Source organism: Bacillus sp. PK6-026 (assembly GCF_054161455.1).
In genome coordinates this window covers 3,021,342-3,036,280 of record NZ_CP096418.1, presented here as the reverse complement: position 1 = coordinate 3,036,280, position 14,939 = coordinate 3,021,342, and the positions used below count along the sequence as shown (strand labels likewise).

Sequence of the window (14,939 nt, the reverse complement as noted above, 5' to 3'; positions counted from 1 at the left end):
AAAAAGGGAGAGATTGAAATGGTAAAAGTATATTATAACGGTGATATCAAAGAAAACGTATTGGCAGGCAAAAAAGTAGCGGTAATCGGATACGGCTCTCAAGGCCATGCGCACGCACTGAACCTGAAAGAAAGCGGAGTGGACGTCATTGTCGGCGTCAGAAAAGGGAAATCCTTTGCAAAAGCAGAGGAAGACGGCCATCAAGTTTTCACGGTAAGAGAAGCGGCAGAACAGGCCGACATCGTTATGGTGCTTCTTCCGGATGAACAGCAGCAAAAAGTGTATGAAGCGGAAATTAAAGACGGACTTCAAGCGGGCAATTCACTCGTATTCGCCCACGGATTCAACGTTCATTTCCATCAGATCGTGCCTCCGGCAGATGTTGACGTATTCCTTGTCGCTCCTAAAGGACCGGGACATCTTGTCAGAAGAACGTTTGAACAAGGTGCAGGGGTTCCGGCGCTGTTTGCGATCTATCAGGATGTCACAGGGGAAGCGAAAGACAAAGCCCTTGCTTATGCTAAAGCGATCGGCGGAGCAAGAGCCGGTGTTCTTGAAACAACATTTAAAGAAGAAACTGAAACCGACCTTTTCGGTGAACAGGCGGTGCTGTGCGGAGGATTGACTTCCCTTGTCAAAGCAGGATTCGAAACGCTGACAGAAGCGGGCTATCAGCCTGAACTCGCATACTTCGAGTGTCTGCACGAGCTGAAGCTCATCGTCGACTTGATGTATGAAGAAGGTTTAGCAGGCATGAGATATTCGATTTCAGACACAGCGCAGTGGGGAGATTTCGTATCAGGCCCGCGCGTCGTCGATGAGAAGGTAAAAGCATCAATGAAAGAAGTATTGAAAGACATCCAAAACGGTACATTCGCGAAAGAATGGATCGTCGAAAACCAAGTCAACCGTCCGCGTTTCAACGCCATCAATACAAGCGAAAACGAACACGAAATCGAAGTGGTCGGAAGAAAGCTTCGCGAAATGATGCCGTTTGTCAAGCAGGGCAAGAAGAAGGAAGCGGTGGTAGCCGGTGCGAAAAATTAACTTTTTTGATACGACACTCCGTGACGGTGAGCAGTCGCCGGGCGTTAATTTAAACACGCAGGAGAAGCTGGCGATCGCCCAGCAGCTTGAAAAACTCGGGGTCAACATTATGGAAGCGGGTTTCCCCGCTTCATCCCCCGGGGATTTCAACGCAGTAAAAGAAATCGCAAGGACGATTAAAAACTGTTCGGTAACGGGGCTTGCCCGCTCTGTCAAAGGAGATATCGATTCGGCGTGGGAAGCGCTCAAAGACGGGGCTGAACCAAGGCTTCACATTTTTATCGCCACTTCTGACATCCATTTAAAATATAAGCTGAAAAAAACGCGCGAACAGGTTCTGGAACAGGCGGTCGCAATGGTGAAATACGCCAAAGAACGCTTCCCGATCGTCCAGTGGTCTGCCGAAGATGCGTGCCGGACCGACCTTCCGTTTTTAGCCGAGATCGTCAGCGAAGTGATCGCCGCGGGAGCGGACGTCGTCAATCTTCCGGATACGGTCGGTTATTTAGCGCCAGCCGAGTACGGAAATATCTTCCGCTATATTAAAGAAAATGCCCGCAATGCTGACAAAGTCACGCTTTCAGCCCATTGCCACGATGATTTAGGCATGGCTGTCGCCAACTCTTTGGCTGCGATTGAAAACGGAGCGGATCAAGTCGAATCGGTCATCAACGGCATAGGCGAAAGAGCGGGGAACGCCTCTCTTGAAGAAATCGCCGTCGCCCTCTATCTCCGAAAAGATTTCTACCAGGCGGAATCAACGATTCAGCTGAATGAGATTAAGCGGACAAGTGATTTAGTGAGCAAACTGACCGGCATGGCCGTGCCGCGGAACAAAGCGGTCGTCGGCGATAATGCCTTTGCCCACGAATCAGGCATTCACCAGGACGGCTTCTTAAAAGAAAAAACAACATATGAAATTATTTCTCCGGAGCTTGTCGGCGTAAAAACGGATGCGCTTGTCCTCGGAAAGCATTCAGGGCGCCACGCATTTAAAGATAAGCTGCAAAACCTCGGGTTCCAGTTTGGAGAAGAAGAAATCAATAAATTTTTTAACATCTTTAAAGAACTTACCGGCAAGAAAAAGGAATTTACGGATGAAGATCTCATCTCGCTGATTCTCGAGGAGAAAACGGCAGACCGCAAAATCGGCTATGAATTTATTTCGCTGCAGGTTCATTACGGCACCTCGCAGGTTCCGACAGCAACGGTTTCCCTTAAAGATCAGGAAACGGATCAGATCATCCAGGAAGCGGCGACCGGAGCGGGAAGTGTTGAAGCGGTGTACAACACGCTGAAGCGCTGTATGGATAAAGAAGTCCAGCTCCTTGATTACCGGATTCAATCCAATCGCAAGGGACAGGATGCATTCGCGCAAGTATACGTCAGGGTGATGATCGACGGAAAAGAATCCGGAGGACGCGGAGTCGCCCAGGATGTTCTCGAAGCATCTGCCAAAGCTTACTTGAACGCAGTGAACCGCTATCTCGTATTGAAGACGAATACGGAAGGATTGTCAAAACAGGCGGCTGTAGGATCATAACAGTAATAAGGAAGGAGTTTGTTGAATTTGAAAAAACGAATCGCACTTTTGCCCGGTGACGGAATTGGTCCCGAAGTATTAGACGCGGCTGTTGATGTGCTGAAAAGCGTTGCTGAACATTATCAGCATGAATTCGAATTTGAATACGGCCTGATCGGCGGAGCGGCAATTGATGAGGCGGGAGCGCCGCTTCCCGAGGAAACTGTCGCCGCCTGCAAAGCTGCGGACGCCATTTTGCTCGGAGCAGTAGGCGGGCCGAAATGGGATCAAAATCCTTCTGAGCTGAGGCCTGAAAAAGGGTTGCTCGCCATCCGCAAGCAGCTCGATCTTTTTGCCAATCTGCGGCCTGTTAAAGTATTTGAAAGCCTTGCGGGAGCTTCTCCGTTAAAAGCTGAATATATCGAAGGTGTTGACTTTGTCATCGTTCGCGAGCTGACGGGCGGCCTGTATTTCGGAAAGCCTAGCGAGCAGTACGTCAATCAGAACGGCGAGGAAGAAGCCGTTGACACGCTGTTTTATAAAAAGTCGGAAATGGAAAGAGTCATCAGGGAGGCCTTCCAAATGGCGCAGAGACGAAAAGGCAAAGTGACCTCAGTTGATAAAGCGAACGTCCTTGAGTCAAGCAAACTATGGCGCAAGACGGCGGAAGAAGTAGCGAAAGAGTTTCCTGACGTCAAGCTTGAGCACATGCTCGTCGACAATGCAGCGATGCAGCTCATTTATGCGCCTGGACAGTTTGACATTATCGTGACTGAAAACATGTTCGGCGATATTTTAAGCGATGAAGCATCGATGCTGACCGGGTCGCTCGGCATGCTGCCGTCGGCAAGCTTATCAAGCTCCGGACTTCATCTATATGAACCTGTGCACGGCTCGGCCCCTGATATCGCGGGACAGAACATAGCCAATCCGCTTGCGGCGATCTTGTCCGCGGCTATGATGCTCAGGACGTCATTCGGTCTTGAAGCTGAAGCGAAAGCTGTTGAACACGCAGTTGATCAAGTTCTCCGGGCAGGTAAGCGGACGAAGGACCTGGCAAAAGGATCGGAACATTCCACGACTCAATCGATTACAGGGGAAGTAAAAGCTGCGCTGGCAGACGACAATGCCATTTCAAACATCATGACCGCTTACGTTTAAGGAAAATGGATATTGGTAGAGGGAGGAAGAAAGATGATGCCTCGAACGATCATCGAAAAAATTTGGGATCAACACGTGATTAAAAAAGGTGAAGGGAAGCCTGACCTTCTCTATATCGATCTGCATCTGATACACGAGGTAACGTCACCCCAGGCCTTTGAAGGCCTAAGGCAAAAGAATAGAAAAGTCAGACGGCCTCAAAATACGTTTGCCACAATGGACCACAACATTCCGACTGTCAATCGGTTTGAGATTAAAGATGATGTCGCCAAACGGCAGGTCAGTGCGCTCGAACGGAATTGCGAAGAATTCGGCATCCGCCTCGCAGACTTGTCAAGCGTCGACCAGGGGATCGTCCATGTCATCGGGCCTGAACTGGGGCTGACGCTGCCGGGCAAAACGATCGTTTGCGGAGACAGTCATACATCTACACACGGAGCGTTTGGTGCGCTCGCTTTCGGAATCGGAACGAGCGAGGTGGAGCACGTCTTGTCGACGCAGACGCTTTGGCAGCAAAAACCGAAGACGCTGGAAATCCGCGTTGACGGCAAACTGCAAAAAGGAGTGACGGCTAAAGACGTCATTCTGGCGGTCATCGGAAAATACGGGGTTAAATTCGGTGCGGGTTATGTCATTGAATATACCGGCGAAGTATTCCGAAACATGTCGATGGACGAACGGATGACGGTGTGCAACATGTCAATCGAAGCTGGGGCAAGAGCAGGATTGATTGCACCGGATGAAACAACATTTGAATATGTCAAAACGAAAAAATATGCGCCAAAAGGCGAAGAGTTTGAGAAAGCTGTAGAAGAGTGGAAGAATCTGAGAACCGATCCGGGGGCGGTCTACGACCGGACGATCGTGATGGACGGAAGCGCGATTTCACCGATGGTGACGTGGGGCATCAACCCTGGCATGGTGCTGCCGGTTGATGAAGCGATTCCGGGCCCTGAGGCCTTCTCTCAGGAAGACGATAAAAAAGAAGCGCAGCGCGCATATGAATATATGGGTCTTGAACCATATAAAAAAATCGAGGACATTACAATCGAGCACGTCTTTATCGGTTCATGCACCAACTCGCGCATGACAGATCTTCGCCAGGCTGCTGAAATGATAAAAGGCCAAAAAGTCGCCGACGGCGTCAGAGCGATCGTCGTTCCCGGCTCGCAAAGCGTCAAAATTCAAGCTGAAAATGAAGGGCTTCACCAGATTTTCATCGAAGCGGGTTTTGAATGGAGAGAATCGGGATGCAGCATGTGTTTGAGCATGAACAACGATGTTGTCCCTGAAGGAGAGCGCTGTGCTTCCACTTCCAACCGCAATTTTGAAGGCAGACAGGGCAAAGGGGCCAGGACGCATCTCGTCAGCCCGGCGATGGCCGCGATGGCCGCGATTCACGGACGCTTTGTCGATGTCAGAAAATATTACCAAGAGACAACAGCTGTATAGAGGAGTGACAAGATGGAGCCATTAAAGACCCATACCGGAATAGCAGCGGTGCTAAACAGAATCAACGTAGACACGGACCAGATCATTCCGAAGCAATTTTTAAAGAGGATCGAAAGAACGGGATACGGCCGCTTTGCTTTCTTTGACTGGAGGTATTTGGATAACGGTGATCCAAACCCTGATTTTGAGCTGAACCGGCCGGAATACAAAGGCGCTTCGATTTTAATCGCCGGCGAAAACTTCGGCTGCGGCTCTTCAAGGGAACACGCCCCATGGGCGCTAGACGACTACGGATTTAAAATCATTATCGCGCCGTCTTTTGCCGATATCTTTCACCAGAACTGTTTCAAAAACGGCATGCTGCCGATCCGCCTTCCTTACGAGACGTGGAAAGTGCTTGCTGAACAGTATGAACATCAGTCTTTGCTGATGACTGTCGATCTTGAAAAACAGACGATAACAGACCATGCCGGGCAGCAGATTGCCTTTGAGGTCGATCCGCATTGGAAAGAGATGCTGCTGAACGGTTACGATGAAATTTCTTTAACATTGCTCCTTGAAGAAGAAATCGAACAATTTGAGAAACAGAGAAGTTCTTGGCTGCAAGCATAAAAAAGCTGTCCGATGTAGATCGGAGGCTTTTTTTGCTGAAGGCAGCATACTGCCGCCGGTTCTTTCTTGTGTTTAGCGGGCCGGGTTGATACACTTGTTAAAAAATAAGTGCCTGAAAGGAACTTAGAAATGAAGCATGACAAGAAAAACTCGAAGATCATCCCGTTCCCGAACGTTAAGGAGCGTTTAGTGCACAAAGGGATGGCCGCGCTTAAAGAAAAGAATTACCATGAAGCGCTCAGGCTGTTTTCTGAAGCGAAGCGCTATGATGACGAGGAATCGGATATTTATCTGGGAATGGCCATCTGCCTGCTGGAAATCGGCGAGCTTGAAGAAGCGAAAGGCATCTGTGAAAAAATGCTGAAAGAAGGCCACGGCCATTATTTTACCGTTTTACAAGTCTATATGACGATTTTAATCCAGCTCAGACAATACGAAAAAGTAAAAGAAACGATTGAAGCTGTACTCGAAGAAAATAAGCTGCCTCCTGAAAGCGCGGAACAGTTTTATAAACTGCTTGATTTCAGCCGCAAGATGACGGAAGACCCCGGACCTGAGGATATCACCGAAGACCTTCCCGAGACGGAGGAGGTTGATCAGGAAAGGCTTTTGAATGACACGGAAGAGCAGGTTAAGCTTCTTCACGGACTGAAGGACCGCAATCTGACAAGCTATATCGGCTTGTTGAAAACAATTTTGCAAAATCCGAGCGCGCATCCTGTCGTAAAAACGATGATTCTCCAGCTTTTGGCCGAGTCAGACCATGAAAAGCCGACACTTGTCGCAAAATTTGGCGATTCGATGACAATTAATCCGACAGAGACAGTCAAGCCGGATGATATGCCGATATTAAAGCATGTTCTGAGCGTGCTGGATGACACGCTGGGGAATGAAAATCCCACGCTGTACCAAGCGGTCGAAGAGCTGTGGAGAAGGCATATTTACGTCCTCTATCCGTTTCAGCCGAAATACTCAAACCGCGAGCTCTGGGCTGCTGCGCTGCATAAAGTCGGATACGAAATGCACGGGATCGACATCGATAAAGAGGAGCTTCATATTCTCTATGAATTCAATGACAGACAGCTTGACGAGGCCTGCGCGCTCATCAAAGACATAGAAGAAATTTCTTATTTGTAAATGTTGAAAGCAGCGGGCATTGTGTTATAATATAGTGGTTGCATTTGTGAAAAACGGAAGTTGATCCGTTTGCCGCTTAAAGTTCATTATTTATCTTTGTATACATAATGATGGCTGTCAGAAACACATGAGCTGCACACAGTCGGCAGCTTGCGATGGACGTAGCCGTTTGTTTGTTTTAAAATGGAAAACCGACACAACCTGAATAGATTTTGGAGGGAAACACATGTCAGTAAAATGGGAAAAGCAAGAAGGAAACGAAGGCGTTTTAACGGTTGAGGTAGATGCCGATACCTTTAATAAAGCCCTTGATGATGCATTTAAAAAAGTCGTAAAGCAAGTATCCATTCCTGGATTCCGCAAAGGGAAAGTACCGCGCGGTTTGTTTGAACAGCGTTTTGGTGTTGAGGCGCTTTATCAGGATGCGCTGGACATCCTGCTTCCTGTCGAGTATCCGAAAGCGGTAGAGGAAGCGGGCATTGAGCCTGTTGATCGCCCGGAAATCGATGTGGAAAAAATCGAAAAAGGCGAAAACCTGATCTTCACTGCGAAGGTAACGGTTAAGCCTGAAGTGAAACTTGGCGAATACAAAGGCCTTGGCATTGAAAAAGACGATACTGCCGTAACGGATGAAGACGTTCAAAATGAACTGAAGTCTCTTCAAGAGCGCCAGGCTGAACTCGTTGTAAAAGAAGACGGCAAAGTGGAAGAAGGGGACACTGTTGTTCTTGACTTCGAAGGATTCGTAGACGGCGAAGCGTTCGAAGGCGGAAAAGCGGAAAACTATTCCCTTGAAGTCGGTTCAGGCTCTTTCATTCCAGGTTTTGAAGATCAGCTTGTCGGACTTGAAGCCGGTGCTGAAAAAGACGTAGAAGTAACATTCCCTGAGGAATACCATGCGGAAGAGCTTGCGGGCAAACCTGCCGTATTCAAAGTGAAAATCCACGAAATCAAAGCGAAGGAGCTTCCTGAGCTTAATGACGAGTTTGCGAAAGATGTCGATGAGGAAGTTGAAACGCTTGCCGAGCTGACTGAAAAAACGAAAAAACGTCTCGAGGAAGCAAAAGAAAACGAAGCGGACGCTAAACTTCGCGAAGAGCTTGTCGTAAAAGCAGCTGAAAACGCTGAAGCTGACATTCCTCAAGCGATGATCGACACAGAGCTTGACCGCATGATGAAAGAATTCGAACAGCGTCTGCAAATGCAAGGCATGAACCTTGAGCTTTACTTCCAATTCTCAGGACAGGATGAAAACGCGCTGAAAGAGCAAATGAAAGAGGATGCTGAAAAACGCGTGAAATCCAACCTGACACTGGAAGCGATCGCCAAAGCTGAAAACCTTCAAGTCACTGACGAAGAAGTCGAAGAAGAGCTTTCTAAAATGGCTGAAGCGTACAACATGCCTGTTGAAAACATCAAACAAGCAATCGGTTCTACAGAAGGAATGAAAGAGGACTTAAAAGTTCGCAAAGCAATTGATTTTCTTGTAGAAAACCGTTAATATGTTTCATAATCATACTTTATATAAAACAGGGCGCGAATGTTTCGTGCCTTGTTTTATACAATTTTGACTTATCATCTTTTCTTTGGGAAAGGATAGATAATGTCGTTTTGATCAACATACATATTGAATATGCCGAACGGCAAACACAACGTTATCGCCTTTTTGGAAAGTGTGGTAAAATGCAATACATAATGGAACGAATGTTTTCAAGCGATGTTTCTTTTAACGAAGAAACAGGAATGACAAGGATATAAGGGGTGAAAGAATGTTTAAATTCAACGAGGAAAAAGGACAATTAAAATGCTCGTTTTGCGGAAAAACACAAGATCAGGTACGCAAGCTTGTCGCCGGACCAGGCGTATATATATGTGACGAGTGCATCGAACTTTGCACTGAAATTGTAGAAGAGGAACTCGGCTCTGAAGAAGAAGTGGAGTTCAAAGATGTCCCAAAACCAAAGGAAATCCGCGAGATTCTTGATGAATACGTCATCGGCCAGGACCAGGCAAAAAAATCCCTTGCCGTGGCCGTCTACAATCATTACAAGCGGATCAATTCGAACAGCAAAGTCGATGATGTCGAGCTGTCAAAAAGTAATATTTCCATGATCGGACCGACTGGAAGCGGAAAAACGCTTCTTGCTCAAACACTAGCCCGCATCCTGAATGTGCCGTTTGCCATTGCAGATGCCACTTCGCTTACTGAAGCAGGCTATGTCGGTGAAGATGTGGAGAACATTTTGCTTAAGCTGATTCAGGCTGCTGACTACGATGTTGAAAAAGCGGAAAAAGGCATTATCTACATCGATGAAATCGATAAAGTGGCCAGAAAGTCCGAGAACCCTTCAATTACACGCGATGTATCAGGTGAAGGCGTTCAGCAGGCTCTGCTTAAAATTCTTGAAGGTACGGTTGCAAGCGTTCCTCCACAAGGCGGAAGAAAGCATCCTCATCAAGAGTTCATCCAGATTGACACAACGAACATCCTGTTCATTTGCGGCGGAGCTTTTGACGGAATCGAGCAAATCATCAAGCGCCGTCTCGGTCAAAAGGTCATCGGCTTCGGCTCTGACAACAAGCATGAAGATCTTGAAAAAGAAGCGCTTCTTTCCAAAGTCCTTCCGGAAGACTTGCTTCGCTTCGGTCTGATCCCTGAATTCATCGGCCGTCTCCCGATCATCGCAAGCCTTGAACCACTCGATGAAAAAGCGCTGGTTGAAATTTTAACAAAACCGAAAAACGCACTTGTTAAACAATATAGAAAAATGCTTGAGCTGGATGATGTGGAGCTTGTATTTGAAGACGAAGCGCTCACAGAAATCGCTAAAAAAGCAATTGAACGTAAAACAGGAGCACGCGGACTTCGTTCCATTATCGAAGGAATCATGCTCGACGTGATGTTCGATCTGCCGTCACGCGAGGATATTGAAAAATGCGTGATTACAGGCAAAACCGTCACTGACGGCGAACCGCCGCGTCTCATTATGAAAGACGGCACGGTCGTCAATAAAGACAAAAAAACTTCAGCATAATGCAGAGAACCTCCTAGCCAAAGGAGGTTCTTTTTTTGCATTTGGAAACCGTCGCCATACAGAAAAAAGTGACGGTTTCCAAAAGCAAAATTATCCCTTTCTGTACGTTTATTCCCTCCCTGATCAGGAAATACTATCTGACATACTTAAAGATACGAAACCATTTCAGGAGGGACCATCAGTTGAGCTGGACGAGCATTGCACTTTTTGTACAACTATTTTTCGGGATCATCATCGGATTATATTTTTGGAATCTGCTCAAGAATCAAAGAACCCAAAAGGTTACGATAGACAGAGAGTCCAAAAAAGAGATGGAACAGCTCCGGAAAATGAGATCAATCCATTTATCAGAACCGTTATCAGAAAAGGTGAGGCCGACATCTTTTAAAGACATCGTCGGCCAAGAGGACGGCATTAAAGCGCTGAAAGCCGCCCTTTGCGGACCAAATCCGCAGCATGTCATTATTTACGGCCCTCCAGGTGTAGGGAAAACCGCAGCTGCAAGGCTTGTCCTCGAAGAAGCGAAAAAGAACAAGCGCTCACCGTTCCAGGAACATTCCGTCTTTGTCGAGCTTGACGCGACAACGGCCCGCTTCGACGAGCGGGGAATCGCCGACCCGTTGATCGGATCGGTCCACGATCCGATTTATCAGGGTGCCGGAGCGATGGGGCAGGCCGGAATTCCTCAGCCAAAGCAGGGAGCCGTTACGCATGCGCACGGCGGGGTATTATTCATCGACGAAATCGGAGAGCTTCATCCGATTCAAATGAATAAAATGCTGAAGGTGCTTGAAGATCGGAAAGTGTTTTTGGAAAGCGCCTATTACAGTGAAGAAAACACGCAAATCCCCAAACACATCCACGACATTTTTCAAAACGGGCTGCCGGCGGATTTCAGACTGATCGGCGCGACGACGAGGATGCCTGACGAAATCCCGCCAGCGATTCGGTCGAGATGTCTGGAAGTGTTCTTCCGCGACCTTGAAAAGCAAGAATTAAAAACGGTCGCCAAAAAAGCGGCTGATAAGATTCAGAAGAAAGTCGCAGAGGAAGGACTTGACCTGTTGACGCGGTATGCGAGAAATGGCCGCGAAGTCGTCAATATGATGCAAATCGCCGCCGGAATGGCTTTGACTGAAGAGCGCGACGAGGTGACGGTTGAAGATATCGAATGGGTGATCCATTCGAGCCAGCTGACACCGAAATACGAACAAAAAATCGCCTCCAAACCGCAGGTCGGCATCGTCAACGGACTTGCCGTCCACGGCCCTAACAGCGGTTCGCTGCTCGAAATTGAAGTCACAGTCAACAAGGCTGCTGATAAGGGATCGATTAATATCACAGGCATCGCAGAAGAAGAGAATATCGGCAACCAGTCAAAATCGATCCGACGGAAAAGCATGGCGAAAGGGTCGGTCGAAAATGTCATGACTGTATTGCGGACAATGGGAGTAAAAGCTTCGGATTATGATATTCACGTGAATTTCCCCGGCGGTATCCCGGTTGACGGACCATCTGCAGGAATTGCCATGGCGGCGGGCATTTTCTCCGCCATTCATAAGGTTCCGATAGACCATACTGTCGCCATGACGGGGGAAATCAGCCTGAACGGCCGGGTAAAGCCGATCGGCGGCGTGATTCCGAAAATCAAAGCGGCCAAGCATGCGGGGGCAAAAACGGTTATTATTCCGCACGAAAATGTCCAGTCGATTTTAAAGCGGATAGAAGGCGTACATATCATTCCCGTCAAAACCTTGCAGGAAGTGCTGGACCTTGCATTGGTCAACCCTCCTTCAGAAATGCCTGACGGCGCTCAGATGAAAAGAGAATCCGTATAAATCCCCATCATTTCAGATGGGGATTTTTTTCGGGCCGGTTTTCTCCGACAGGCGCCGGCATGTTTTCTTAGCGGAGGACATCTTTTCCTTTTTCAGAACTGAAAGAAAGGGTATACTACAGGAGACCCTTTTTATTTCGCCGGGCTTACAATTGTACAGGGATAAAAAAAGTATATTATAATGGTTCATACTAAAGTTACGGAGGTGTCAGTCAAAATGGCAGATGAAACGAAACGAAACATCCCGCTCCTCCCTTTAAGAGGTTTACTCGTCTATCCGACGATGGTTTTGCACCTTGACGTCGGGCGTGAAAAGTCGGTTCAGGCGCTTGAACAGGCGATGATGAATGACCATATGATTTTTTTGGCAACACAAAAGGACATATCCATAGACGAACCGGATGAAGACGAGATTTTTACATTCGGAACCTATACAAAAATCAAGCAGATGCTCAAGCTGCCGAACGGAACGATCCGCGTTTTGGTGGAGGGGCTGCAGCGCGCCCGCATTCTTGAGTACCATGATTTAGATGAATATACGTCTGTAAAAATCGAACGAATCGATGAAGAGACTGAAAAAGATGTTGAAGATGAAGCACTCATGCGCACATTGCTTGACCACTTCGATCAATACATAAAGATTTCGAAAAAAATATCGGCTGAAACATTTGCCGCTGTGACAGATATTGAAGAGCCGGGAAGAATGGCCGATATCGTCGCCTCCCACCTGCCGCTTAAGTTGAAAGACAAGCAGGAAGTGCTGGAAACGATCGATGTCAAAGCCAGATTAAACAAAGTGATCGACCTGATTCACAACGAAAAAGAAGTCCTTGAGATTGAAAAGAAGATCGGGCAGCGCGTCAAGCGTTCAATGGAAAGAACGCAAAAGGAGTATTACCTGCGCGAGCAGATGAAAGCCATCCAAAAAGAGCTTGGCGATAAAGAAGGAAAAACGGGCGAGGTCCAAAAGCTGACTGAGAAAATCGAACAGGCCGGCATGCCTGACAATGTGAAAGAAACCGCGTTTAAAGAGCTAAACCGGTACGAAAAAATTCCGTCAAGCTCAGCTGAAAGTTCTGTCATCCGCAATTATATTGAATGGCTTATTTCCCTCCCATGGAATGATGCAACAGAAGACAGGCTTGATTTAAATCTCGCCAGTCAAATTCTTGATGAAGAACATCACGGACTTGAAAAAGTGAAAGAACGGGTTCTCGAATATTTGGCAGTCCAAAAGCTGACCCGCTCGTTAAAAGGACCGATCTTATGCTTGGCCGGACCTCCGGGTGTCGGAAAAACCTCGCTGGCCAAATCGATCGCCAAATCGCTCGGACGCAAATTTGTCCGCATTTCCCTTGGCGGCGTGAGGGATGAATCCGAAATCCGTGGCCACCGCCGCACATATGTAGGCGCCATGCCGGGCCGCATTATTCAGGGGATGAAAAAAGCAGGCAAGAACAATCCCGTGTTCCTTTTGGACGAGATTGACAAAATGGCTTCGGATTTCAGGGGAGATCCTGCTTCAGCGATGCTGGAAGTGCTCGATCCTGAACAAAACCATACGTTCAGCGACCATTATATTGAAGAGACGTTTGATTTATCAAAGGTTTTGTTTATTGCGACCGCGAACAACCTGGCCACAATCCCGGGTCCGCTCAGAGACCGTATGGAGATCATCACGATCGCGGGCTATACGGAAGTGGAAAAGGTCGAAATCGTCAAAGACCATCTGCTTCCAAAACAGCTGAAAGAACACGGTCTGAAAAAATCCAATCTGCAAATACGGGAGCAGGCTGTCCTTGATGTTATTCGCTATTATACGAGGGAAGCCGGCGTCAGAAGTCTTGAACGCCAAATCGCAGCGATATGCAGAAAAGCGGCGAAGCTGATCGTATCAGGGGAAAGAAAAAGAATTACGGTCACGGACAAAAACCTTGAAGACTATTTAGGAAAAAGAATGTTCAGGTACGGACAGGCTGAGCTCGACGATCAGATCGGCGTTGTCACAGGTCTTGCCTACACGACGGTCGGCGGAGATACGCTGTCCATCGAAGTGTCTCTTTCCCCCGGGAAAGGCAAGCTCATTTTAACCGGAAAGCTCGGCGATGTCATGAGAGAGTCGGCACAAGCCGCATTCAGCTATGTCCGTTCAAAAGCAGAAGAGTTAAACATCAACCCTGATTTTCATGAAAAACACGATATTCACATTCACGTGCCGGAAGGGGCCGTTCCGAAGGACGGGCCATCCGCGGGGATCACAATGGCGACAGCTCTTGTTTCGGCGCTGACGGGCCGACCTGTTTCACGAAATGTCGGCATGACCGGCGAAATCACGTTAAGAGGCCGCGTCCTTCCGATCGGCGGCTTGAAGGAAAAGGCGCTCGGCGCACACCGTGCCGGCTTAAAGACTGTCATTATGCCGAAAGATAATGAAAAAGACATTGAGGACATTCCAAACAGCGTGCGGGAAGGCTTAACCTTCATTCCTGTCGCTCACCTGGACGAAGTTCTAAAGCATGCGCTAGTAGGAGAAGAGAAATGAAAGTAACGAAATCAGAGATTGTCATCAGTGCGGTGAAACCCGAGCAGTACCCTGAAGGGGGGCTGCCGGAAATCGCCCTTGCCGGGAGATCTAATGTCGGAAAATCGTCATTTATCAATACAATGATCAACCGTAAAAACTTAGCGAGGACATCATCAAAGCCGGGCAAAACACAGACATTAAACTTTTATATCATTAACGATGTCCTTCACTTTGTCGATGTGCCCGGTTACGGATTTGCGAAAGTCTCCAAAACGGAGCGCGAGGCTTGGGGCCGTATGATAGAGACGTATTTGACATCCCGCGAAGAACTGAAAGCGGTCGTCCAAATCGTCGACCTCAGGCATGCTCCTTCACAGGATGATGTCATCATGTACGACTTTTTAAAGCATTATGAAATTCCTGTGATCGTGATTGCGACAAAAGCGGATAAAATCCCTAAAGGTAAATGGGAAAAGCATGCCAAAGTCGTCAAAGAGACGCTCAATATAGAAAAAGAAGACCAGCTCATCTTGTTTTCCTCCGAGACGAAAAAGGGTAAACAAGAAGCGTGGTCGGCGATCGAGCAAATGATCGCGAGATAAAAGAAAAAGC

Annotated in this window: 11 protein-coding genes; all 11 read left to right on the top strand. The window is 47.7% G+C overall.

Going from position 1 to position 14,939, the window contains the following annotated elements; all coding sequences use genetic code 11:
* The first annotated feature begins 18 nt into the window (after positions 1–18).
* A complete protein-coding gene (ilvC, locus tag M1D59_RS15450; protein ID WP_020452476.1) occupies positions 19–1,047 on the top strand; it encodes a ketol-acid reductoisomerase in 1,029 nt (342 codons plus the stop codon).
* The gene (locus M1D59_RS15445) at positions 1,034–2,590 is read left to right on the top strand and encodes a 2-isopropylmalate synthase (protein WP_026579125.1); all 1,557 of its coding nucleotides are present in this window, start codon (positions 1,034–1,036) and stop codon (positions 2,588–2,590) included. The genes ilvC and M1D59_RS15445 overlap by 14 nt, the downstream gene beginning before the upstream one ends.
* Before the next feature lie 27 nt (positions 2,591–2,617).
* Positions 2,618–3,730, top strand: coding sequence for a 3-isopropylmalate dehydrogenase (gene leuB, locus M1D59_RS15440; protein WP_023855435.1), 1,113 nt, complete (start codon positions 2,618–2,620; stop codon positions 3,728–3,730).
* 33 nt (positions 3,731–3,763) lie between these two features.
* Complete coding sequence (gene leuC, locus M1D59_RS15435; protein WP_020452473.1) at positions 3,764–5,182, top strand: 3-isopropylmalate dehydratase large subunit; 1,419 nt, start codon at positions 3,764–3,766, stop codon at positions 5,180–5,182.
* A gap of 12 nt (positions 5,183–5,194) precedes the next feature.
* Complete coding sequence (leuD, locus tag M1D59_RS15430; protein WP_035338217.1) at positions 5,195–5,794, top strand: 3-isopropylmalate dehydratase small subunit; 600 nt, start codon at positions 5,195–5,197, stop codon at positions 5,792–5,794.
* A 129-nt stretch (positions 5,795–5,923) separates the two neighbouring features.
* Positions 5,924–6,931 carry a DNA damage checkpoint antagonist DdcA gene (gene ddcA / locus M1D59_RS15425; protein ID WP_023855434.1) on the top strand — a complete coding sequence of 336 codons (1,008 nt, stop codon included), beginning with the start codon at positions 5,924–5,926 and terminating at the stop codon, positions 6,929–6,931.
* 226 nt (positions 6,932–7,157) lie between these two features.
* The gene (tig, locus tag M1D59_RS15420) at positions 7,158–8,432 is read left to right on the top strand and encodes a trigger factor (RefSeq protein WP_020452470.1); all 1,275 of its coding nucleotides are present in this window, start codon (positions 7,158–7,160) and stop codon (positions 8,430–8,432) included.
* Positions 8,433–8,700: 268 nt separating this feature from the next.
* Positions 8,701–9,966, top strand: coding sequence for an ATP-dependent protease ATP-binding subunit ClpX (gene clpX / locus M1D59_RS15415; RefSeq protein WP_003184083.1), 1,266 nt, complete (start codon positions 8,701–8,703; stop codon positions 9,964–9,966).
* A 182-nt stretch (positions 9,967–10,148) separates the two neighbouring features.
* Positions 10,149–11,804 (top strand): ATP-dependent protease LonB, encoded by a 1,656-nt coding sequence (gene lonB / locus M1D59_RS15410; protein ID WP_026579128.1) that lies wholly within the window; start codon positions 10,149–10,151, stop codon positions 11,802–11,804.
* Positions 11,805–12,020: 216 nt separating this feature from the next.
* Positions 12,021–14,345: an endopeptidase La gene (gene lon / locus M1D59_RS15405; RefSeq protein WP_020452468.1), complete on the top strand. Its 2,325-nt coding sequence runs from the start codon at positions 12,021–12,023 to the stop codon at positions 14,343–14,345.
* Positions 14,342–14,929 (top strand): ribosome biogenesis GTP-binding protein YihA/YsxC, encoded by a 588-nt coding sequence (gene yihA, locus M1D59_RS15400; RefSeq protein WP_025811037.1) that lies wholly within the window; start codon positions 14,342–14,344, stop codon positions 14,927–14,929. The genes lon and yihA overlap by 4 nt, the downstream gene beginning before the upstream one ends.
* Positions 14,930–14,939 lie beyond the last annotated feature (10 nt).

Coding starts and splice junctions, on each gene's coding strand:
- tig (WP_020452470.1), top strand. CDS start 7,158: ATGTCAGTAAAATGGGAAAAGCAAGAAGGAAACGAAGGCGTTTTAACG.
- leuD (WP_035338217.1), top strand. CDS start 5,195: ATGGAGCCATTAAAGACCCATACCGGAATAGCAGCGGTGCTAAACAGA.
- lon (WP_020452468.1), top strand. CDS start 12,021: ATGGCAGATGAAACGAAACGAAACATCCCGCTCCTCCCTTTAAGAGGT.
- clpX (WP_003184083.1), top strand. CDS start 8,701: ATGTTTAAATTCAACGAGGAAAAAGGACAATTAAAATGCTCGTTTTGC.
- ddcA (WP_023855434.1), top strand. CDS start 5,924: ATGAAGCATGACAAGAAAAACTCGAAGATCATCCCGTTCCCGAACGTT.
- yihA (WP_025811037.1), top strand. CDS start 14,342: ATGAAAGTAACGAAATCAGAGATTGTCATCAGTGCGGTGAAACCCGAG.
- leuC (WP_020452473.1), top strand. CDS start 3,764: ATGATGCCTCGAACGATCATCGAAAAAATTTGGGATCAACACGTGATT.
- ilvC (WP_020452476.1), top strand. CDS start 19: ATGGTAAAAGTATATTATAACGGTGATATCAAAGAAAACGTATTGGCA.